Annotated in this window: 19 protein-coding genes; 8 read left to right on the plus strand and 11 right to left on the minus strand. The window is 62.5% G+C overall.

What is annotated here, in order from left to right; all coding sequences use genetic code 11:
* Positions 1-137: 137 nt before the first annotated feature.
* Positions 138-689 (minus strand): LURP-one-related/scramblase family protein, encoded by a 552-nt coding sequence (locus tag ATK23_RS13505; protein ID WP_157801662.1) that lies wholly within the window; start codon positions 687-689, stop codon positions 138-140.
* A 95-nt stretch (positions 690-784) separates the two neighbouring features.
* A complete protein-coding gene (locus tag ATK23_RS13510) occupies positions 785-2,065 on the minus strand; it encodes a M18 family aminopeptidase (RefSeq protein ID WP_066142824.1) in 1,281 nt (426 codons plus the stop codon).
* Positions 2,066-2,306: 241 nt separating this feature from the next.
* On the opposite strand from ATK23_RS13510, the gene ATK23_RS13515 reads away from it, so the two are divergent.
* The gene (locus ATK23_RS13515; RefSeq protein WP_066142822.1) at positions 2,307-2,693 is read left to right on the plus strand and encodes a LapA family protein; all 387 of its coding nucleotides are present in this window, start codon (positions 2,307-2,309) and stop codon (positions 2,691-2,693) included.
* Positions 2,694-2,764: 71 nt separating this feature from the next.
* Here ATK23_RS13515 and ATK23_RS13520 read toward each other — a convergent pair whose 3' ends face one another.
* From ATK23_RS13520 to ATK23_RS13550, 7 genes are all read right to left on the minus strand, one after another.
* Complete coding sequence (locus ATK23_RS13520; protein ID WP_066142819.1) at positions 2,765-3,508, minus strand: response regulator; 744 nt, start codon at positions 3,506-3,508, stop codon at positions 2,765-2,767.
* Entirely contained in the window at positions 3,466-4,761 is a 1,296-nt protein-coding gene (locus ATK23_RS13525) for a sensor histidine kinase (RefSeq protein WP_066142817.1), read from the minus strand. The genes ATK23_RS13520 and ATK23_RS13525 overlap by 43 nt, the downstream gene beginning before the upstream one ends.
* A gap of 34 nt (positions 4,762-4,795) precedes the next feature.
* Entirely contained in the window at positions 4,796-5,638 is an 843-nt protein-coding gene (locus ATK23_RS13530) for a hypothetical protein (protein WP_066142814.1), read from the minus strand.
* A gap of 4 nt (positions 5,639-5,642) precedes the next feature.
* Positions 5,643-6,569, minus strand: coding sequence for an ABC transporter ATP-binding protein (locus ATK23_RS13535; protein ID WP_066142810.1), 927 nt, complete (start codon positions 6,567-6,569; stop codon positions 5,643-5,645).
* Positions 6,570-6,718: 149 nt separating this feature from the next.
* Positions 6,719-7,750, minus strand: coding sequence for a YdcF family protein (locus ATK23_RS13540; RefSeq protein ID WP_066142807.1), 1,032 nt, complete (start codon positions 7,748-7,750; stop codon positions 6,719-6,721).
* A gap of 3 nt (positions 7,751-7,753) precedes the next feature.
* Positions 7,754-9,187 (minus strand): phytoene desaturase family protein, encoded by a 1,434-nt coding sequence (locus ATK23_RS13545; RefSeq protein WP_066142804.1) that lies wholly within the window; start codon positions 9,185-9,187, stop codon positions 7,754-7,756.
* Positions 9,184-10,647, minus strand: coding sequence for a glycosyltransferase family 87 protein (locus ATK23_RS13550; RefSeq protein ID WP_052253940.1), 1,464 nt, complete (start codon positions 10,645-10,647; stop codon positions 9,184-9,186). The genes ATK23_RS13545 and ATK23_RS13550 overlap by 4 nt, the downstream gene beginning before the upstream one ends.
* Before the next feature lie 241 nt (positions 10,648-10,888).
* On the opposite strand from ATK23_RS13550, the gene ATK23_RS13555 reads away from it, so the two are divergent.
* From ATK23_RS13555 to ATK23_RS13585, 7 genes are all read left to right on the plus strand, one after another.
* A complete protein-coding gene (locus ATK23_RS13555; protein ID WP_038992767.1) occupies positions 10,889-12,073 on the plus strand; it encodes an acylneuraminate cytidylyltransferase in 1,185 nt (394 codons plus the stop codon).
* 12 nt (positions 12,074-12,085) lie between these two features.
* Positions 12,086-12,979 (plus strand): N-acetylneuraminate synthase family protein, encoded by an 894-nt coding sequence (locus tag ATK23_RS13560; protein ID WP_066142801.1) that lies wholly within the window; start codon positions 12,086-12,088, stop codon positions 12,977-12,979.
* 87 nt (positions 12,980-13,066) lie between these two features.
* Positions 13,067-14,062 carry a glycosyltransferase family 2 protein gene (locus ATK23_RS13565; RefSeq protein ID WP_066142797.1) on the plus strand — a complete coding sequence of 332 codons (996 nt, stop codon included), beginning with the start codon at positions 13,067-13,069 and terminating at the stop codon, positions 14,060-14,062.
* Entirely contained in the window at positions 14,059-15,402 is a 1,344-nt protein-coding gene (locus ATK23_RS13570; protein ID WP_066142795.1) for a polysialyltransferase family glycosyltransferase, read from the plus strand. The genes ATK23_RS13565 and ATK23_RS13570 overlap by 4 nt, the downstream gene beginning before the upstream one ends.
* Positions 15,403-15,413: 11 nt before the next feature.
* Positions 15,414-16,424 carry a hypothetical protein gene (locus ATK23_RS13575; protein ID WP_245858430.1) on the plus strand — a complete coding sequence of 337 codons (1,011 nt, stop codon included), beginning with the start codon at positions 15,414-15,416 and terminating at the stop codon, positions 16,422-16,424.
* Positions 16,425-16,432: 8 nt separating this feature from the next.
* Positions 16,433-17,665 (plus strand): DUF6716 putative glycosyltransferase, encoded by a 1,233-nt coding sequence (locus tag ATK23_RS13580; RefSeq protein ID WP_066143395.1) that lies wholly within the window; start codon positions 16,433-16,435, stop codon positions 17,663-17,665.
* 294 nt (positions 17,666-17,959) lie between these two features.
* Entirely contained in the window at positions 17,960-19,045 is a 1,086-nt protein-coding gene (locus tag ATK23_RS13585; protein WP_066142789.1) for an inositol-3-phosphate synthase, read from the plus strand.
* Positions 19,046-19,231: 186 nt separating this feature from the next.
* Here ATK23_RS13585 and ATK23_RS16695 read toward each other — a convergent pair whose 3' ends face one another.
* Positions 19,232-19,354 (minus strand): hypothetical protein, encoded by a 123-nt coding sequence (locus tag ATK23_RS16695; protein ID WP_255209577.1) that lies wholly within the window; start codon positions 19,352-19,354, stop codon positions 19,232-19,234.
* Positions 19,355-19,936: 582 nt separating this feature from the next.
* Positions 19,937-21,388, minus strand: coding sequence for a CCA tRNA nucleotidyltransferase (locus ATK23_RS13590; RefSeq protein WP_066142786.1), 1,452 nt, complete (start codon positions 21,386-21,388; stop codon positions 19,937-19,939).
* Between the last annotated feature and the right edge of the window lie 88 nt (positions 21,389-21,476).

The following is a 21,476-nucleotide window of genomic DNA, read 5'->3' on the forward strand; positions in this document are numbered from 1 at the left end:
ACTCACGCTAGCCAATGGCTTTGCGAAAGCACCACGACATCAACGCGAAAGTTACCCGACTGCAACACGACAGCACCTCAGAACCGTTATTGGCCTGCTAAAAGGAAGTATTCCTGCCGGCGACTATTTCGATTCAGTCAGGAATTGCGCTGTTGCTTTTCACGGATCAAATCCAGCGCCAGCACCGAACCGATCACTGCTTGGCGTTGCTGCCTTGTGAGGTTTTCGGCCAGGCTCACGGCGTAGGTTGACTTCCCCATCAACGCGTTGCCCAATCCGGACCATTCCCGGGTCACGGTTCCCAGGACTCCCCCGGGACCGGTGATCTGGAAGTCGAAGTCCCAGATGCTGCCCAGCAGCTCGAGCTCTTCTCCCAGCATCGAGATGGAAACCTTCGTCTTGAAGAAGGTAATCCTCTTGACCAAGCTGGCCAGCGGGGAACCATTGCCGTCAAGGATTTCGAACCGATCGCGGCCCATAGTCATCGTGTCCTTGACGACGATCACCGGATTATCCGGACCATCGAAGACAGTAAGTTCGCGAGCCCCAACGAACATGCGCCCCAGCGTGCTTCCGCCGGTATCCACGTGGGCAATTTGCGTCCCGGAGGAATCCAGAATCGCGAAGTCGTTCTTCGAGAAGTTCTTCGTCTGCTGGAAGATCAACGTGTTCTGGCTGAAGATCGTCATGGTGCCGATTATGCCACCGATCAGGCGCGGCGGACGAGGTTCGAGCCGGGACACGGAAAGCCGGCCCGAAGGCCGGCATTCCGCAATGCCATGCCTTAGGCTCCGAAGAACTCGCCAGAGACCTTGGACAGGTACCATGGGTCGTCGACGCCGCACATCTCGCGGGCCGAGTGCATGGACAGCAGCGCCACACCCACGTCAAGGGTGCGGATGCCCAGCCGGGTTGCGGTCAGCGGGCCGATGGTCGAACCGCATGGTACGCGGTTGTTGGATACGAACTCCTGGTAGGGAACTCCCGCGGCCTCGCACCAGTTGGCGAATGCGGCAGCACCCACCGCATCGGTGGCATAGCGCTGGTTGGCGTTGATCTTCAGCAGCGGACCGGCATTCAGCTGCGGGCGGTTGGCCGGATCGTGCCGCTCCGGGTAGTTCGGGTGAACCGCGTGGCCGGCATCGGCAGACAGGCATACCGAATTCGACAGCGCACGGGCGGTGTCTTCAACCCCTGCGCCCATGGATGCCTGGATGCGGTTGATCAGTTCTTCCAGGAAGGGGCCGCAGGCGCCCGAGCGCGAGGAGGAACCCAGTTCCTCGTGGTCGAAGGCGGCAAGCATGGCAATGCGGTTGCCTGCTGGTTTGCGCGAATGTCCAATCAATGCGATCAGGCCTGCATGCACCGAGGAGAGGTTATCCAGGCGGGAGCCGGCGAAGAAGTTCTTGCCTTCTCCGAAGACCTCGCCGCGCTGCGCTGGTGCGGTCAGGATGTCGTAGCCGGCGACCTGTGCCGGGGCGACACCTGCAGACTTCGCCAGGATCGCCAGGATGTCGGCATCCGCAAGGTCACCGGCTCCGAAGATCGGATTGGTGTGGGTCTGCTTGTCCAACGCCAGGCCCTCATTGACCTGGCGGTCCAGGTGGATGGCGAGCTGCGGAATGCGCAGGATCGGTTCGGTCTGGGCCAGGTGCTCGGATCCATCCTTGAGCACCAGCCGGCCGGCAAGCAACAGTTCGCGGTCCAGCCAGGAGTTCAGCAGCGGTCCGCCGTAGACTTCAACTCCTGCCTGCCACCAGCCGTTGGAGCCAGTGGTCGGCTTCGGCTTGAGCTTGAAGCCCGGCGAGTCGGTGTGGGCACCGAGGATATGGAAACCGCTCGTCGCGGTGGCAGCTTCTAGCTGCACCCATGCAATGATCGCACCGTCGCGGACCACGTAGTAGGAGCCCGGGCCAAGGTTCCACGCCTGCTTCTCGTCCAGCGCCGTGAATCCAGCAGCGTCCAGGCGCTTCGCGGCCGAGGCGGCAGCGTGGTAGCTCGATGGCGAGGTTGCGACGTATTCGGCCAGATCTGCAATGTGGGCCATTGCTGCGGCTTGTGCCATGGCTGGTTGCTCACTTCTTTCTGTCAAGAGATGTTTGTCAGACGGTTCTTCAGGTTTTGGTTCCCGCCTGAAAAGTCGAGTTGCCTCCCAGCTTAGTAGCCTGAACCACATTTGCTGGTGTCCGGTTGGACCTCCGGCCTCGCTGGCAACCTGCCGGACACCCCGATCCAGTCCTTGACTTGGCGGCTAGCTGTCGACGAAGCTGAAAGCAGTCCCGCCAGACAAGGAAAGCGAGTTCATCATGGCTACGGCTGATCGAACACCAGAGCAGAACAACATTCCAGCAGCAGCACGCGAGGACGACGTGGGACCCACCGCACCAGCGACTTCCACGGTCCAGCCGGCAAAACCTGCCGGCGCAGATAAGCTCCCGGTGACCAAGTTGGGCCGCATCTGGACTGCCACGATCTTCGGGTTGATCGTGCTGATCCTGCTGATCATCTTCATTGCCCAGAACCAGGAGCAGGTGACCCTCAACTACTTCGCGTACCAGGGACAGGTCAACCTCGGTCTGGCATTATTCTTCGCCGCAATTGGCGGCGCCCTCGTGGTGGCAATCGCCGGGGTGGCCCGCGTGATCCAACTGCGCGCCACCGCGAAGAAGCGGAGCAAGGCCAAAAAGCGCTAGTAAACTTCACGGCCGCCGGGCGAAACCCGAATGGGTTTCGCCCGGCGGCCGTTTTGCTGCCCAGACGCCGCCTAGTAATCCAGGCCCTGGGATGGAATGACCAGCCCGGTCTCATAGGCGTACACGACCGCTTGGACGCGGTCTCGAAGGTGCAGTTTGGTCAGGATGCGCCGCACGTGGGTTTTCACCGTCGCTTCGGACAGGAAGAACCGGTGGGCGATCTCGGCGTTGGACAGTCCCTCGGCGAGCGCACGCAGCACTTCCTGCTCACGCGGGGTGAGGTCATCAAGCAGCGGGTCGTGCGGAGTCTCGGCCGGCTGGCTGCGGTTCCCGGCGCCACCGTTGCGGACGTAGGTTTCCAGCAGGCGTGCGGTCACCCGCGGTGCCACGACTGCGTCGCCGGACGCCACCAGGCGCACCGCTTGGACCAGTTCTTCCGGGGCGACATCCTTGAGCAGGAACGCGCTGGCTCCTGCCTGCAGGCCCGAGAAGGCGTATTCGTCCAGGTCGAAGGTCGTCAGGATGATGATCTTCGTTTCCGGGTAGTCCTTGGCGATGCGTTCGGTAGCTTCCAGGCCATCCATGTTGGGCATGCGCACGTCCATCAGGACCACATCGGGCTTCAGCGCCGCGGTCTGGGCCAGGGCATCGAGACCGTCGACAGCTTCCCCGGCGATGGCGATATCCTCCTCGCCTTCGAGGATGAGGCGGAATCCCATGCGCAGCAGGGGCTGGTCATCGACCAGCAGGACCTTGATTTTCTCTTCCACGCTTATTCCTTCACTGCCTTCCGGCTCTTGTTCTGCAAGCTGCATTCGGGCAGCTGCAGGACCGCTTTGACGATCCATCCGCCGCTGGCTACCGGTCCGGCATCTACCGTTCCGCCAAAGAGCGCCGCGCGTTCGCGCATGCCGCGCAGACCTCGCCCGCTGCCGACGCTCGGAACTCTCGTTGCATCGCCGTTGTCCATGATTTCCATGCGCAGTTCCCCGCGGCGTTGCTCCAGGCGCACCTGCACATCACTTACGTTACGGGCATAGCGCAAGGAATTGGTCAAGGACTCCTGGATGATGCGGAAGACCGTCAGCTGGAAGGTGGTGTCTTCCGGCAGCGGATCGCCCGCATGCGTATAGGTGACCGGCAGGCCTGCGGTACGGAATCCTTCGAGCAATTGCTCCACATTGCCGCCGGTAGGCTGCGGCGCGAGCTCCCCGGATTCTTCTTGGCGCAGCACGCCGAGCATGCGGCGCATATCTGCCAGGGCGGCGCGGCCGGTTCCGGAAAGCTCGTTGAGCACTTCATCGGCGCGGGCTTGATCGCGTTTGGCCACCACCCGCGCCCCCTCGGACAGGGCAATCATCACCGACAGCGAATGGGCAACCACGTCATGCATTTCGCGGGCAATGCGGTTGCGCTCTTGCACCTGGGCCAGTACGGAAACCTGCGAAGCCCAGTGATTCAGCTCAGCTTCGTGGATGCGCGCGTTGCGCACGTTCATGCCCACTGCTGCGGCGGCGATGTAGAAGCCGATGATGAAGCTGCCCGAGACCGCGATGATGACGCGGGTGAAGATCGTTTCATCGATTCCATCCTGAGGGTCGAATTCCATGCCGGTCATGTCCGGGAAGCCCATCAGCACCATCAGGACGGTTTGGAAGCTTCCGGCCAGGATGGACAGCGGGATGGTCCGCTTCGCCGAATAGCTGGTGGCGACGGTATACAGGGCGATGATCATGCCTACCCCGCCCAGACCGCCCTGCGGTCCAGCAATCACCAGGGCCAGGCACTCGAAGAGGAACACCAGGATGATCACCGTCATCGGCGCCCTGCGCCGGTAGAGCAGGGCGGCGCTGACGGCGAGGGTGACGACCAGCAGACCGGTCGCATTGGATTCGGGCATTGCCGCCACCACCAAAACGCCTGGCAGCGTGAGCAGCAGGTAAATGACTACTGCACCGATGACCACCAAGCGCGGGTGGGTACGCAAATAGCGGCGTATCCGGCCCATCCGCTTGGCGGCCAGTTCATCGAAGGTAACCACAGTTTCCTGCAGCGTCGGTTGGCTCATGCTTCCAGTCTAGTTTTCTCGGTCACGCTCTGGACTATTTGATGTCCCGCTTGGCCAGCAGGACCGCACCCAGCGCCAGCGGAAGCACAATCCAGCCTGCGACGCCCAGCAGCTGCTGCCAGCTTTCCAAGTCGGTGACGACGCTCGAAGGCGTCGCCAACGCCATGCCCAGCTGGTCGGGGGTGAACTTCGCGATGTGCTGTGCCCAGTCGGTGATGCTGGTCAGGATGGAAAGGATGATCGGCAAGACGAAGAACAGGGCAGCGAGGCTGGTGATGCCTCCAGCCGAATTGCGCAGCATCATCCCGAGCGCCAAACCGATCAGCGCCGCCATAGCCACCGCAAGCGCCCCGTACCAGAGAACCCGCTGGAAGGCGTCGCTGCCGAAATCCAGGTCCATCTGGTAGTTGTCGGCAATCGGCTTGCTGATGGCGAAGGCCAGAAGCGAGCTGACGATCTGGACGCCGGCGGTCACGACGGTGATCAGGATGGTCTTGGCAGCCAGCACGCGCAGGCGCTGCGGGCTGGCGAGGAAGGTGCTCACCGCTGAACCGGTGGTGAATTCCCCGCTGAAAAGCAGGACACCGAGCACGCCGAGGATCAGTTGGCTGAAGACCAGGCCCGAACCCATGAGCTCGGAGGCGAATCCCGGAGCCACCAGGTCCTCCATGCCCGGCATCTGCTCCATGCCGCCCATGCTGGCCCGCAGCGATCCGATGCCCCAGGTGCCGATGGCCGCAATGGCCGCATAGAGCACGATGGCCAGCAGAATCAGGATGCGGGTGGAATTCAGGGAGAAGAAACGGATGGATTCGCTGCGCAGCACGCCGAAGAGGGAGACCTTGCCGCGCGGTGCGGTTGCTAATTTCTCAGACATGTCTTTACTTCCCGCCGCCAGTCTCGGCAACATTACTCGAGTGGTATTCGACGGCATCACGGGTCAATTCCATGTAGGCGTCTTCCAGGGTGCGCTGCAGCGGACGCAGTTCGCTGAGCACCACACCGTATTCCAGTGCGCGACGGCCAATGGTCACTGAATCGGGACCGGTGACTTCCACGCCATGCTCGTCGATCCGGCGCAGCTGGACGCCGTCTCCGTTCAGCGCGTTCATCAGCACCTCAATATCTGCTGAACGCACAATTGTCTGGTCAAGGCCGTTATCGATGAATTCACTGATCGGCGCATCGGCCATGATCCGGCCACGGCCAATCACAATCAGGTGATCGGCGGTCTGGGCCATTTCGCTCATCAGGTGAGAGGAAATGAACACGGTTTTGCCTTCGGCAGCCTGTTGGCGGGCCAGATTGCGGACCCACGCCACGCCTTCGGGATCCAGCCCGTTGACCGGCTCATCGAGAATCAGGACCTGTGGATCTCCCAGCAGGGCGGTGGCAATGCCAAGCCGCTGGCCCATGCCCAATGAGAAGCCGCCGACTTTCTTGCGCTGGACGCTGGACAATCCGGTCAGTTCCAGCACTTCGTGCACTCGGGAAACCGGCAATCCTGCAGTAGCCGCCATGGCACGCAAATGCGCCAGCGGCGTCAGGGACTTGTGGACCGATTTGGCTTCCAGCAAGGTGCCGACTTCGGTCAGCGGATGCCTGGACTTCTTGAAATCGCGCCCGTTGACCAGCACTCCTCCGCTGGTAGGCGCTGCCAATCCCACGATCATGCGCATGGTGGTGGATTTGCCGGCGCCGTTGGGACCGAGGAACCCGGTCACCATTCCCTGCTGCACCGTGAACGATGCATTATCGACCACGGTTTTTCCACCGTATTTCTTCGTCAACTGCTGAGCCTGGATCATGCTTCCAGCCTAGGGACTTGGCGCCCAGCTATCACCGCCCGCAATGCTGATTTAGGGCTCACCCGAAAGGGTGAGGGCAGCTGGGCCAATCGTGGGTCCATGCACCATATGGTGCATGGACCCACATTTCCACGGCAGTTGGAGGACGGTCATAGGTAGCTCGTCGTGAGGACGTACATCATTCCTGCGATGGCCAACGCAAAAGGCAGGGCCAGCAAGACCATCAGCTTCTTCTGATCCCGCACGATCGCTACGCATTCCCTGAGGAAGGCGCTTGGACGGTAGTAGGCCGCCGTCTTCCCGCCGAACGCACGGGCATCCAGGCCGAGCTGGCGTGAGGCCATCGCGGCCCGCAGTGCGTGATAGTCGCTGGTGACCAGCCACAGCTGGCCTTCCGGACGCTGGGCGCGAACTAGGGCATCGGAATACCGCAGGTTCTCGATGGTGTCCCTGGCCCGGTCTTCCACCAGAATCTGCTCATCGGCGATGCCCTGCTCGCGCAGGTAGCGGGCCATGCTCACGCCTTCTGGCTCGACCTCATCACGGCCCTGGCCACCGGTAGGAACCATCAACGGGCGGGGATCCGCCTGCCTCTCATGCAGTTCGATGCCTTTGTCCAGTCGGCCGCGCAGCAGCGGGGTGACCTTGCCATCGATGGCGCGGGCGCCGAGCACCACCACGGCGGCGCCCTTGCCCTTGGCAGGGAATTTCGCGTGAACCCAGGCATACAGCAGCAGCATGGTGAACAGGCTCGCGGTGAAGACAGAGGCCATGAACAGGACGAAAGCGAGCGAATAGGTCCACCATGACTGGACCCGGATCAGCAGCACCGCAATGACCGGCAGGATGAAGACCGCGAGCCCGGCCGCCAAGGACAGCAGGTTCGCGGGCTTGGCACCTTCGCGCCGGCACATCAAGATCCCGTTGTAGATCAGGGCCGCGCCGAAGACCACGACCATCAGCGGGGTCAGCACCAGGACGATGGAGAACAGGAGCTCGAATCCGGGAAGCACGCTGGAGAGCAGGCCAGCCGCCGCCGAAATGGTGAAGAGCACCAGCGGCAAGAGCAGGACGGCGAGTCCCAGGCGGCGCGGGTCCTTGCGGTATTGCCAGATGAACAGCCACCAGAGCACTGCCAGGAAAACCAACCCGGGGAGTTGCTCGAATGCCGCGTCCATCATGTGTCAGTTCTCCGCTTTCCAGTTCTCGATTCCGTATTCCCGCTTGAGCATCGATTGGGCTCCGAGGAATCCACCCATGCCGTGCACCGACGGTCCCGGGGGCGCGGCCGAGGACACCAGGTACAGGCCCTTGGATTGCAGGTACCACGGGTCCGGGGAGATCCGCGGCCGCTTGATGCTGCCCAGCAGGTCCATGGTTCCCCCGGAAAGATCGCCACCGACCAGCGCAGAGTTCTGCGCTTCCAGGTCCTTCGCGGTCACCACATGCGATTCGATGATGGTCTCGGCGAATCCCGGGGCTGCCTGTTCGATCATGTCCTCCAGTTCACGGCTCATGTCCACCGGGGAATCCAGCGGCACATGGCAGTACGCCCAGATCACGTGCTGGCCCTGCGGCGCCCGCGAGCCATCGAATTGCGAGGGCTGGGCCACGATCATGAACGGCTTCGCCGCTCCCCTGCGCACCGCGGTGCGCTCGGCCTTCCCGACCTGCACGGCGGTGCCGCCCAGGTGCACGGTGCCAGCCTGGGCCAGCGTCGGATCGCGCCACGGAATCGGCTCCGAAAGCACGTAGTGCACCAGGCAGCTTCCCGGCGAGCGCCGAGTGCCGCTCAACGCGTGCGAAAGCCGTTCGGGCAGGTGCGCGGCCGACAGCTTGGCAGCGCTTTCGGCGGAGGTATCGAACAGGACGTTGCGTGCAGAAAGCTCATCGACATGCTCGATGCGGGTTCCGGTGAGGATTTTTGCTCCGTGCTCCATCGCCTCTGCGGCCAGCGCATCGCTGATGGCTTGGGAGCCGCCGCGCGGGATGGCCCACCCATTGGCGTGCGCCGCCGCCGCCAGGAACAGCCCGGCCCCGGCATTGGCCGGCCCGCGCGAACCGCCGGCGACGTGGGCCGCGCAGCCTGCATAGAGCGCTGCGGCTCGCTCGAATTTCCCGGAGAAGAGGTCCTTCACGGCCATGCCGGCCACCGTGCTGACGGCGAAGGTTGCTAATGCCGCCGGATGCGAGGGCACCTTGAACAGCGGGTTGAGCAGGGTGTTGCTGACTGCGTCGATCTGCTTTACCAGCGGCCCCAGCAGCCGGGTGTACATCTGGCCATCCGCGCCGCCAAGTTCCTGCCCGGTGCGTTCCAGATCCCTGTACGCGTAGGCGGTCCGCCGATCCAGCACATGGGCGAAGGACAGCTCGGGGACTATGAAGTCCACCCGGTCATGGACACCGAGTTCATGCATCGCCTGGGATTGCATGGCCATCGGATGCACCGCGCTGCCCAGATCGAATTTCGCCGCCGAGCCATTCATCGGCTGCGTTCTGGCTGCCCCGCCGATGGTGCCGTTGGCTTCATAGACCGTGACGCTCAATCCGGCCCGGGCGGCAACCGCCGCGGCGGCCAGCCCGTTGGGGCCGGCACCGACTACTGCAACATCGCTCATGGCTTCTTGCCCGCCGCTTCTTTCTCCGGCTTGGCCTGGGGCAGCAGCCCGCGCAGGGTCCAGCGGTCTTCCAGACCGGCAAACGGACCGGCCAGCGGATCGTCCTGTCCCACGGCGCGCACCGGGTCGTGGCGCGGATCGAGCATCGAACGCGCCACCAGGAACATCAGGTATCCGAGCATCACCATATGGGCCAGCACCAGTACCGCATAGCCGGTCTCCGGGAAGGCCTTCTGCACTTCTTCGGCAGAGAGGGAATCGAGGTAGTACCAGACCCCGTAGAAGTGGGCGATTTCCACCAGCATCCAGATCACGAACTCGCGCCAGCGCGGCAGGGCCAGTGCGAACAGCGGAATCAGCCAGACGACGAACTGCGGCGAATACACCTTGTTGACCATGACAAAGGAGGCGATGATCAAGAAGGCCATGGAAGCCAGGCGCGGGGTGCGCTTGGCCGCCAGCCCCAGCACCGCCACACCCGCGCAGCACAGGAAGAAGAGGATCAGCCCGTAGCGGGAAATCTGCTCCGCTTCGAAGAGCGGAACCCCTTCACGGTTATCGGCGATGACATTCCACGCGTGCCAGAAGCTGGAGAAGCCGGCCCCGCGTTCGGAGGAGAAATTGAAGAAGTGCATGAACGAGTCGGGGAACGCCAGCGCATAGGGAAGGTTCACCAGCACCCAGGTCGCCGCGGCGGTTCCGCCAGTCACCCAGAAGGTCTTGAGCTTGCCGGTGCGGATGGCCAGCACCAGCACCGCGCCGAGGACGAAGAACGGGTAGATCTTCATCGCCGCACCGAGGCCGATCAGCACCCCCGCCAGCACCGTATGCTTCCGGGCGAAGGCCAGCATGCCCAGGGCCAGCAAGGCCACAGCCCACATGTCCCAGTTGATGCTGCCGGCCAGGATGATGCCCGGGGCGATCGCCACCATGGCGGCATCCCACGGACGGCGCCCGGTCATCCGCAGGGTGGCGACCACGGTTGCCATCCACAGGATCGCGACGAGCAGCAGGTTGATGTCGAAGTACAGCAGCGAACGGTTCTCGATCCCCGTGGGGATGATCGAGGCGACTGCCGAGGCCACCGAGCTCATCAGCACCGGGTACTCGAACTCGGCGGCGGCGCTGAACGGCGCCCAGGGGTTCTCGGCGAAGCCGCGGGCGGAGAACAGCGGGACCCAGTCGCTGTAGCACGCATAGACATAGGGGTTGTTGCCGGTCCACCCGTTGACCCGGCACGGGTTCTTGGCAAGGAGCATCAGCAGCGCGCCCACGGTGGTCATCAGGATGATGACCCGTTCCACGCTGAAGAACCCGGGATCGACTCGGCCCGGGTCGCTGTGCCGTCCTAGCGGGCCGCCGATCATTGCGGTGAATTGCCGGAGGAACCCGTCAGCGCGTGAAGGCACGGTAATGCGCAGCGGGCCACGCGTGGGCTGTGACTGGTTAGGCTCGTGCATACTATCCAGCCTAGATGTTCTGCGCCCCAGCACCGGCGTGCACACTCGGATTTCATCAGACGCCTTGATCTTCTACGCGAAGCGCAGTGCTCTTCACGCCCCTGCCGCAACCCGCTCCCGGAAACGTAAAACGCTTGCTGACCTAGCATTCAGCAAACAGACAGGTGATTACACCGGCACTTCACCGTGCGTTCACCCAGATACCCCCTCTTGGTTAACTTGTGCCCATAGCGTCTTATTCGTGAGCAAAACCAACCAGCCAAACGTCATGGCGATCATCCCCGCCCGGGGAGGATCCAAGGGCATCCGGCTTAAGAACCTGCGTGAGATCGGCGGCAAATCGCTGCTCGGCCGCGCAATCGAATCAGCCAGATCCGCGGCGGCAGTCAGCGACGTCGTGGTGAGCACCGACCATGAGCAGATCAAGGCCGAAGCGCTGCGCTACGGGGCGAGGGTCATCGATCGACCGGCAGATATCGCCGGCGACACGGCCAGCAGCGAGTCAGTTCTGCTCCACGCACTGGCGAATGCGGAATCCCAGCCAGAGATCACCGTGTTCATCCAGTGCACCAGCCCGTTCATCGATCCGGCGGACCTGGACGCAGCCATTGCGGCAGTGGCCTCGCAACGCGCCGACGTCAGCTTCGCGGCTGTTGCGGATCACGGTTTCCATTGGGGACTGGATCCGCAGGGCGAAGCGGTCGCCGTGGGGCACGACAAGCTGCACCGTCCGCGCCGCCAGGATCGCGAACCGCGCTTCCGCGAGACCGGGGCCTTCTACGTGATGGATACCCGCGGATTCCTCGAAGCCGGCCACCGCTTCTTCGGAAAGGTCCGGGTACATGAGGTTCCAGCAGAGCACGGCATCGACATCGATACCGAGGCAGACCTGCTGCTCGCCGGGCTGGCCGTTCCGGCCAACCGGGAACCGATCGAAGTCGATGCGGTCATCACGGATTTCGACGGGGTTCACACCCCGGACACCGCATATGTCGATGAGCACGGGACCGAAACCGTGCGCGTCTCCCGCTCCGATGGAATGGGAGTGGCCCGGCTGCGGGCCGCCGGAGTGAAGTTCCTGATTCTCTCCAAGGAAACCAACCCGGTGGTCGCCGCCCGCGCCGCCAAGCTGAAGGTCGAAGTGGCCCACGGCATCGAAAACAAGGCCGAATACGTGGCCCGCTGGCTGGCTGACGAATCCATCAACCCGGCCCGCGTCGCCTACCTCGGCAACGACATCAACGATCTGGGCGCGATGGCGCTGGTCGGCTGGCCGATCACCGTGGCCGATGCCCACCACGACGTGCACCTGGCAGCACGGCACACGCTGACCCGCAAGGGCGGGCACGGAGCGGTACGGGAACTGGCCGAACTGGTTCTCGCCGCACGCACCGCCACCAAGAGTTCTCCAAGTTTCACCCACTGAAAGGCAATACCCATGACCTCCATGACTACCGACATCAAGCCAGTTGCCATCGGCGACGTCCAGGTTGGCGCAGGCCAGCAGGTCTACGTCATCGGCGAGATCGGCATCAACCACAACGGCGACATCGAGATCGCCAAGCAGCTGATCGACATCTCGGCCGAGGCCGGCGCCAACGCGGTGAAGTTCCAGAAGCGCACCCCGGACATCTCCACCCCGATGGACATGCGCGACAAGATCCGCTCCACCCCATGGGGCGACATGACCTACCTGGACTACCGCTACCGCGTCGAGTTCGACCAGGCCCAGTACAAGGAGCTCATCTCCTACGCCGCATCCAAGGGCCTGCACGCCTTCGCATCGCCATGGGACGTTCCTTCGGTCGAGTTCATGGAAGAGCAGGGTGCAGTCACCCACAAGGTAGCGTCCGCATCGGTCACGGACATCGAGCTGCTCAAGGCCCTGGCGGAAACCGGCAAGCCGATCATCCTGTCCACCGGCATGTCCACCATCGAGCAGATCGACAAGGCAGTGGAAACCCTGGGCACCAGCAAGCTGGTCATGATGCACGCGACCTCCACCTACCCGCTGCCTCCTGAAGAAGCCAACCTGCGCATGATCGAGACCCTGCGCGACCGCTACCAGGTCCCAGTGGGCTACTCGGGCCACGAGCGCGGCCTGCAGATCTCGCTGGCAGCAGTCGCCCTGGGCGCCGTGACCGTCGAGCGCCACATCACCCTGGACCGCACCATGTGGGGCTCTGACCAGGCTTCGTCGCTGGAGCCGAAGGGCTTCGAGTCGCTGATCCGCGACATCCGCATCCTGGAGCAGGCCATGGGCGACGGCGTGAAGAAGGTCTTCCCAGGCGAGCTGGCTCCGCTCTCGCGCCTGCGCCGCGTCGACGCCTAAGCACGCCAGCGTATCCGGCGGTTGGACTCACCGACGGGTCCAACCGCCGTTTATTTTTGTCTGCATGAGGAAGGCCTTGAAGCACAAATGAGTTTGATTCCCGGGCGCATTTCAGTGGTGATCCCCGCCTATAACCAAGAAGCGTATATTTGCGATGCCCTCTCATCCCTGGTCCGGCAGAAGCTGGGACGCTGGGAACTGGAAGTGCTCGTGGTTGATGACGCTTCCGATGACCAGACTGCCGATCTGGTGCGCGGCTACGAAGACCAGCTGCCTGGCCTGAAGCTGATCTCGCTGCCGGAGAATTCAGGGGTTTCTGCCGCCCGCAATGCCGGGCTGGAACAGGTCACCGGCGAATACTTCACCTTCCTCGACCCCGACGACTGGTACTCCCCCGAGCATTTGGAAGCCCTGGCGGAATCCTTGACCGAACTGCATGTGGACTTCGTGCGCTGCGACCATGTGCGCGTCACCGGCACCAACCGGGTCATCCACCGCGCCCCGCAGGCCCTGCGCGGCATGCCGCTGAACCCGGCCGACGACATCGAGCCGATCGATTCCCCGTCCATGGTGGACTACGCCTTCGTGTGGGCAGGCATGTACCGCACCGAGCTGATGCGCACCCGCGAGCTGATGTACTTCGACGCGCAGCTGCACAGCGCCGAAGACCGGCTGTGGCTGTGGAAGCTGCACCTGAATACCGAGCGCTACTCCGTCGTCTCCTCCCCCGGGGTGTTCTACCGCCGCGGCCTGCCTGGCTCGCTGACCCAGGTCTTCGACCATCGCCAGCTCGGCTTCATCCCCGCCTACTCGCAGATCCTCACCGAGGTGCGCCTGCACCCGGATGCGGATCGCCACCTGCCCAAGGCGATGCGCCAGTTCTTCGCCATCGTGTGCCATCACGAGAAGCGCGCGAAGAACTACCCGCCAGAAGTCCGCTTGGAGATGAAGCAGAAGCTGCGCCAGGTATTCACCACCGTTGACGCGCCAATGGCCCGCCAGGTCGCCCTCGAGATGGATGTTGCGCGCCGCCGCCATATCCTCTCCTTCCTCCAGCCAGGTCAGATCGGGGCCGCCACGTGATCGCACTGATTGAAGCCAGCAGCTACTTCCAGCTTGCTTCTCTGGCCGCGATGGCCGATGCAGGACTGCTCCCCGAAGCAGATGAACGCATTCTCGTCCTGGCCAACGGCTCGCAGGTTCCGGAACTGACCACCCCGCTGGACGAGGTTCCGGGCTTTGAGCAACTGGCCGCCCGCTTTGACCGGGTGGTGGATTTCGCCGCGCTGACCGCACCGCGCCGCCCGGCGCAGTTCAACCCGCGCGAGGACGAACTACTGATTTTCGAGCGCCTGCTGCGCAGCGCCTGGGATCTGGGCAATGAACCGCTGACCTTGGTGCTGGAATCCATCCAGGTCAATCCCGCCCGCGCCCTGGCGCGCATCTTCTTCGATTCCCAGCTGTGGATCCATTCCGACGGCCTGATGTCCTATGGACCCACCCGCAACCGGTTGCCCATGCCGTTGCGCCAGCGGGTCATCGGCACCATCCACGTGGACCTGGTACCCGGACTTCAGCCGCACCTGCTCGCAGAGCTCGAGCCGCGGCGCGAGATCCTGGAGGCCGGCGGGTTGGCTGGCATCTTCGGCGAATTGGCCCAGGACGCCGAATTCGACCTGCCCTCCGGTGGCGCGCTCGTCCTCGGGCAGTACCTGGGTTCCCTGGGACTGATGGACGCCGAGGAAGAATTCGAGTTGCACCTCGAGATGCTCAACGAGGTGGCCCGCCGGGAGCTTTCCACCGTCCTGTTCAAGGCGCACCCGTCGGCCAGCGCCACCTCGGCGGCCCGCTTGGCTGCGGCAGCCAAGGACATGGGCCTGGATTTCCGGCTGCTCAACACGGATCATCTGGCGGAGACCGTAATCTCGGCGGTGAACCCAGCCGTGGTGATCTCCTGCTTCTCCACCGGCTTGGCCACCGCAAAGTACATCCTGGGCACGGAAGTCCATGCCGTGGGCACCGGCAGGATGCTGCAGGCGCTGGCTCCGTACGAGAACTCCAACCGCATCCCGCTGTCCATCATCCACGCACTGTTCGTCCAGGACCTGCCGGTTCCGGCGCACGCTGGCGATGACGACCGGCTCACCGAACTGCTGGTCGCCGTGGCCTACTGCATGCAGGCCGCCCAGCTGCCGCACCTGCGCGAGCAGGCCGAGTCCTTCCTGACCGCGCACTACCCTGAGTTCTCGGCCCACTTCAAGCGCCGCCGCATCACCAAGCTGGACCTGCCTCCGCACTGGGCGCACATCAGCTCGCGCCGCTCGTTGCCCTCGAAGGTCCGCGGGGCCTCGCGCCGAGTGCTGCGCCATGGTTCCAAGCAGTTCGAAACGCTTTCCAAGTCCCTGAGCCGACTGGCAAAATGACACTCACGATGATGAAACTGACCCAGCATGACACCCACGAGGTGCCACGCCCCCGTTTCGGCACGGCGCACGTGTGGGTCGAGTCGCCCCTGCAGCTGCTCTCCGCAGTGGAAACGCATGCCGCAGGACTGCTGGGCACCGACATCCGGATCATTCCGCGCCAAGGAATGCCACTGGAGGCCACGACCCAGGCCATGCTGGATCATGCCCCCGATGGGGTTCATTTCGAACCGGCGGCGCGCAAGCCTCCGCAGCCCAAAGGCGCTGCCGACCGATACGTCACCGGGGATGCCTATTCGGGCAAGATCCAGCGCACGCTCCTTGCCGGCGTGCGGGCCAAGGAAATCGTCATCATCGACGACGGCATGGCAACGCTGGCCCTGATCAAGCAGCTGATCTCCGACGAGCCCACCCCCTTGGTGCGCGCCCGGACGAAGAATTCGGCGGCCCGTGTCGCCATGGGGCTGGCGACCTGGCATCGCTTGCGCCAGCTGGCCCGCGAGGGTCGCCTGCTGGTTGTCTCGGCGCTGATTGTCGACCCGGAATCCCGCCAGAAGATGGCTGATCTGGGGATCAAGTTCGCGCAGCACAAGTTCGAGTGGCTTGCTACCCAGCCGGTGGCCGAGCGGTTCATCGAGCCTACCCTGCTGATCGGTTCGGCCATGGTCGCCGATGAGTTGATCCATGAGCAGCCGTACTTGCGCTGGATCGAAGAGATCGCATCCGAAGGTCCGGTCGCCTACTTCCCGCATCGCCGTGAGACGCCGGAATTGCTGGCGAAGATCTCCAAGATTGACCAGGTAGTGCTCAAAGAGCACACTGTTCCCATCGAAATGCGTTTGCGTGCCCTGCGGCCGGGCCAGGAAATCCGGGCCCTGCCGTCCACGGTGATTCCATCCCTGCGCTTGCTGCTGGGTCCCGATGCCCGCTTCCTGTATCCGCAAGCCGTGCTTGACAGCTGGTGGACCCCTGGTACTCCCCTCGAGTTGCGTGAGCACCTGTCCAGTTCGTTGAAGGTGTGAAGCAGCTGATGAAGCCATCAATTCTTGCCATTGCAGATTCCGATTCCTACCTGAAGCTCGCGACAAGTTTCCTGACCCGCCTGGGTCCCGCATGGGATCGCAAGGTGTATTTGGCGCGGACCCCGGTGATGCCGACGGCCGAGCAGATCGCCGCCGCCTTCGAAGGCACGGATCTGGATCCCGATGCCCTGCAGGTGATCTCGGTATCCCAGCTGGAAGCCGACACCGTGGACGAGGACATTGTCTTCGCGTCGGCGACCGGTCCGGTCGTTGCCGAAATCTACTCCCGGATCCTGCGCACCGAGCCGGTTGACGGCCGCTGCACCGCACTGATTTCAGCCTTGCCCGGCGTTGCCTTCCCCGCCACGCAGAAGGGATGGAACTATCGCCGGGCCGGCGATGCGTTCATCTGCCATTCGCATGCCGAGGCGCGTGATTTCTCGTTCATGATCGAAGGAAAGGAGGGGCACCAGCCGACCATCATGGTCAGCAAGCTGCCTTTCTTGCGCTCGGCGGGTTTCCCGCCGGGGCAAACGCAGGTCGTCGAACGGCTGGTGTTCGCACCGCAGGCGAAGGTTCCGGCCCAGGAGCACGAACGCGAGTCGATCCTGCTGGCGCTCGAGCAGGCCAGCAGGATGAATCCCGAACTTGAGGTGCTCATCAAGCTCCGTGCCAAGGCCGGGGAGCCGCAGACGCATCTCGAGGCGTTCCCCTATGACTCGCTGTTCGAGAAGCTGCAGGCTGAACAGCGCATCGGTGCCGATTCGCGGCTGCGCTTCGATACCGGATCGATGAGCGAGGCGTTGACCGATGGCAGCGCCCTGGTGACGGTCTCGTCGACAGCTGCCTTGGAATCCCTTGATCGCGGATTGCCCACGCTGATCCTCTCCGACTTCGGTGTAAGCGCCCAGATGATCAATACGGTCTTCGTGGCCTCCGGTGTGATTGGCACCTTGGATGATGTCATCGGCTTGAGCTTCGGGGAGCCGACCAAAGCGTGGTTGCGGGAAAACTACTTCCACCGGGTCGACCACAGCTTCGCCCAATCCCTCGAGATCCTCGCGCATCGGGCTCGAGCCGGCAAGCTGCTCACCGATCCGGAAGTACTGGCGCATATTCGACGCCAGCCTTTGCGCCATCGGCTCCGCACCACGTTGCCTGCCCCGCTGGTCAGGGTTTTGGTCAAGTTACGCCATCATTACCGGCATTCCCGCAAGAATGGGGCTAACTCTTTGTCATGAGCTAATAGCAGTTTGCTCATGAATACCATTTCATGCTTGCAATCATAGGTTACCTCAGTATCATTCTGCATTTTACTCATGTACCGATTCTTGGTAATTCTGCACGGCGATCGCATCTATGGCCCTCGCCGGCACTGGCCCGGGAGCCACTGCACAAGAGTTAATCGGTGATACGGGGCACGATTGGGAATGTTTGCGAGCCATTAAGACTTAAGATCATTATGGGCTAATTTGCGCGATGCGCTTCTGCGCTCAATTGCTCAAAGGTTTTATACATTTCTGTAAGGAGTTCATGTGTCGGCGAACCCGATTCGCGTTGCCATCGTAGGCGTAGGCAACTGCGCCACTTCCCTTATCCAAGGTGTTGAGTACTACCGAAACGTCGATGCAGATTCCACCATTCCTGGTCTCATGCACGTGCAGTTCGGCCAGTACCACGTTGGCGACGTCCAGTTCGTTGCAGCCTACGATGTCGATGCCAAGAAGGTCGGCCTCGACCTCTCGGAAGCCATCCTGGCCAGCGAGAACAACACCATCAAGATTGCCGACGTTCCAGCCACCGGCGTAACCGTCCAGCGCGGCCACACCCTTGACGGTCTCGGCAAGTACTACCGCGAGACCATTGAAGAGTCCGCAGCAGAGCCAGTCGACGTGGTGCAGTCCTTGAAGGACAACCAGGTCGACGTCCTGGTTTGCTACCTGCCAGTGGGTTCCGAGCAGGCCGCCAAGTTCTACGCGCAGTGCGCCATCGATGCAGGCGTTGCGTTCGTCAACGCCCTGCCAGTATTCATCGCCGGCACCCCGGAGTGGGCGCAGAAGTTCACCGACGCCGGCGTGCCAATCGTTGGCGACGACATCAAGAGCCAGATCGGCGCAACCATCACCCACCGCGTGATGGCCAAGCTGTTCGAAGACCGCGGCGTGGTCCTGGACCGCACCTACCAGCTGAACGTTGGCGGCAACATGGACTTCAAGAACATGCTCGAGCGCGATCGCCTGGAATCCAAGAAGATCTCCAAGACCCAGGCAGTCACTTCGAACACCTCCGCCGCCCTGGGTGACGACGATGTCCACATCGGCCCGAGCGATTATGTTTCATGGCTTGACGACCGCAAGTGGGCGTTCGTCCGCCTCGAGGGCCGCAACTTCGGCGACGCTCCGGTAAATCTGGAATACAAGCTGGAAGTTTGGGACTCGCCAAACTCGGCCGGCGTGATCATCGACGCCGTTCGCGCAGCGAAAATCGCCCTGGACCGCGGCATCGGCGGCCCGATCCTGTCCGCCTCGAGCTACTTCATGAAGTCGCCACCAGAGCAGTACGACGATGAGACCGCACGCAACAAGGTGGAAGCCTTCATCAGCGGCGACATCGAACGCTAATCTTCCGCTGCGGCGGGAAAGCAAGGGCCAGGACTGATGTCCTGGCCATTGCTGTATTCAAAAGTTCTTTGGATGCGGAGAGGCCCGCCGGCTTGCAGGCCGGCGGGCCTCTGGGCGATGCATTGCGAGTTCATCATTGGTACCTCGGATTCTAGTTAGCTGGCAACGGTAATGGCGTTGCCGGGCCTAGCGAATTCGCAGGTACATTTCTGGTGGCACATGGTTCTTCAGCTCGCGCTGACGCATGCGGCGATTGAACTCGGTGCTGTCAAGGTTGGTGAACTTGCGCTTGTCTTGACGCTTTTTCATTTGCTGTCCCTCCCTTCGGTCAAAGTCGAAGGGGAGGGAAGATCTTGTCGCGTGGTTGAAATTGCGCGAGCTTTCAGGCTTTCTGGTCCTGCGAAGATTAATTCCGAGGTGCGAACTGCCCGTTGAGCGGATGAGGAGAACAGTGGACTGGACATGAAAAAGTTCCTAAGGGTGAGAGTCGATTACTGACCTGCAACCTCAGGAACTTGAGCGGGATTTACCGTGAGCTAGGAATCCGCTTGTCCGGAGGTTGGGGAAATGCGCTTGCGCAGACGAGTCATTGGAGAGCCGCCATTAAATCGCGCTCCGCGATGAGTCTCTATGTACCAAGTCGTATTAATCATTTCGCCACCTCCTAAAATCTGCTCTCGGCCGGCCATGGATGCCATGCGGCCTGTCTGAAAATTTGTCTCGATCCGCAAGTCTCATTGAGACTTCCCAATCACAGTATTCAGCATACATGGATTATGCCCAATGCGCTACAAGCCAGAGCAAAAACTTTAAGTACTTTCCCGGGAATGGCGAAAGCACCTGGATCCATGCGGATTCCAGGTGCTCCTCCAACAGCAACCAGGCCAGAAGTTACCCCTCAGTAGGCGTTTTCTGGGCTTCGGGCTGCTCTTTCCACCACGCACGCAAGCGCTCCGTGGCGACCTCTTCACCCAACGGACCTTCGTCCATGCGCAGTTCCAGGAGGAACTTGTAGGCCCGGCCAACCACCTTGCCCGGCTTGATCCCCAGCAACCGCATGATCTGTTCGCCATCCAGATCAGGACGGATCGCCTGCAGCTCTTCCTGCTCGGCAATCTTCGCGATACGCGCCTCGAGGTCATCGTAGGCAAACGCCAGGCGATCAGCCTTCTTGCGATTGCGCGTGGTGACGTCCGAACGGGTCAGGCGATGCAGATGCTCCAGCAAGTCGCCGGCATCGGTGACATAGCGGCGTACCGCCGAGTCGGTCCAGCCCGCTTCGCCGTACCCATAGAAGCGCATATGCAGCTCGACCAGGCGGGCCACGGCCTTGGTGGTGTCCTTGTCGAAACGCAAGGCGCGCATCCGCGCCTTCACGAGCTTTGAACCCACCATGTCGTGGTGGCGGAAGGAGACGGCACCGCTGGGTTCGAACTTGCGGGTCGCAGGCTTGCCGATATCGTGCATCAGCGCCGCGAAGCGCAGCACGAAGTTCGGTCCGGGCACCGGTCCCGCTTCATCGGTTTCCAACGCCATCGCCTGCTTCAGCACGGTCAGCGAGTGCTGGTAGACGTCCTTGTGCCGGTGGTGCTCGTCGATCTCCAGACGCAGGGCCGACACTTCGGGCAGCACCTTGTCCGCCAGGCCGGTTTCCACCAGCAGGTCGATGCCCGTGCTCGGGTCGGCCCCGTTGATCAGCTTGACCAGCTCGTCGCGGATCCGTTCGGCGGAAATGATGTCGATTCGATCGGTCATTTCGCTCATGGCGCGGCGAACCTCGGGGCTGACTTCAATCTCCAGCTGCGAAGCGAATCGGGCGGCACGCATCATGCGCAGCGGATCATCTGAGAACGAGATATCAGGCGCACCGGGGGTGCGAATGGAACCGTCTTCCAGGGAGCTCACGCCGTCGAACGGATCCACCAGCTCGAGATGGGGTAATCGCAGCGCCATCGAGTTCATGGTGAAGTCGCGGCGGAAGAGGTCATCGTGCAAGTTATCGCCAAAGGCGACGATCGGCTTGCGCGACTCCTTGTCATAGGCGTCAGCGCGGTAGGTCGTGACCTCCAGCGTGTATTCGCCCTTCTTGAAGGCGATCGTTCCGAACTCGCGTCCTACATCCCAGATGTTATCGGCCCAACCGGAAATTGCCTTGATGGTTTCTTCCGGTCGTGCGCTCGTGGTGAAGTCCAGGTCCGGGGAGACGCGTCCCAGGTACAGATCGCGAACCGGCCCACCTACCAACGACAATTCATGGCCGGCCCGAACGAAACGGTCGGCCAAATCGAAAATGACCGAGGGCAGGATCTGACGCAGCGCGTCAGGCGAGGGAAGTGCATGCATAGTTACTTAAGCGTGCCAGAAATCCGGGAAGAATGCTTGAGATTTCGGCGAATTTGCCTGCGAGATAACTTACTTGTCCACGTCGATC

Origin of the sequence: Glutamicibacter nicotianae (assembly GCF_002797775.1) — a bacterium.
GTDB classification, from domain to species: Bacteria; Actinomycetota; Actinomycetes; order Actinomycetales; family Micrococcaceae; genus Glutamicibacter; species Glutamicibacter nicotianae.

Excerpts from the sequence above, each read along its gene's own strand:
- ATK23_RS13520 (WP_066142819.1), bottom strand. The coding sequence starts at position 3,508 with ATGCAGCTTGCAGAACAAGAGCCGGAAGGCAGTGAAGGAATAAGCGTG.
- ATK23_RS13515 (WP_066142822.1), top strand. The coding sequence starts at position 2,307 with ATGGCTACGGCTGATCGAACACCAGAGCAGAACAACATTCCAGCAGCA.
- ATK23_RS13505 (WP_157801662.1), bottom strand. The coding sequence starts at position 689 with ATGACGATCTTCAGCCAGAACACGTTGATCTTCCAGCAGACGAAGAAC.
- ATK23_RS13565 (WP_066142797.1), top strand. The coding sequence starts at position 13,067 with ATGAGTTTGATTCCCGGGCGCATTTCAGTGGTGATCCCCGCCTATAAC.
- ATK23_RS13575 (WP_245858430.1), top strand. The coding sequence starts at position 15,414 with ATGAAACTGACCCAGCATGACACCCACGAGGTGCCACGCCCCCGTTTC.
- ATK23_RS13590 (WP_066142786.1), bottom strand. The coding sequence starts at position 21,388 with ATGCATGCACTTCCCTCGCCTGACGCGCTGCGTCAGATCCTGCCCTCG.
- ATK23_RS13530 (WP_066142814.1), bottom strand. The coding sequence starts at position 5,638 with ATGTCTGAGAAATTAGCAACCGCACCGCGCGGCAAGGTCTCCCTCTTC.
- ATK23_RS13525 (WP_066142817.1), bottom strand. The coding sequence starts at position 4,761 with ATGAGCCAACCGACGCTGCAGGAAACTGTGGTTACCTTCGATGAACTG.
- ATK23_RS13510 (WP_066142824.1), bottom strand. The coding sequence starts at position 2,065 with ATGGCACAAGCCGCAGCAATGGCCCACATTGCAGATCTGGCCGAATAC.
- ATK23_RS13550 (WP_052253940.1), bottom strand. The coding sequence starts at position 10,647 with ATGCACGAGCCTAACCAGTCACAGCCCACGCGTGGCCCGCTGCGCATT.
- ATK23_RS13540 (WP_066142807.1), bottom strand. The coding sequence starts at position 7,750 with ATGATGGACGCGGCATTCGAGCAACTCCCCGGGTTGGTTTTCCTGGCA.
- ATK23_RS16695 (WP_255209577.1), bottom strand. The coding sequence starts at position 19,354 with ATGAAAAAGCGTCAAGACAAGCGCAAGTTCACCAACCTTGACAGCACC.
- ATK23_RS13535 (WP_066142810.1), bottom strand. The coding sequence starts at position 6,569 with ATGATCCAGGCTCAGCAGTTGACGAAGAAATACGGTGGAAAAACCGTG.
- ATK23_RS13560 (WP_066142801.1), top strand. The coding sequence starts at position 12,086 with ATGACCTCCATGACTACCGACATCAAGCCAGTTGCCATCGGCGACGTC.
- ATK23_RS13580 (WP_066143395.1), top strand. The coding sequence starts at position 16,433 with ATGAAGCCATCAATTCTTGCCATTGCAGATTCCGATTCCTACCTGAAG.
- ATK23_RS13545 (WP_066142804.1), bottom strand. The coding sequence starts at position 9,187 with ATGAGCGATGTTGCAGTAGTCGGTGCCGGCCCCAACGGGCTGGCCGCC.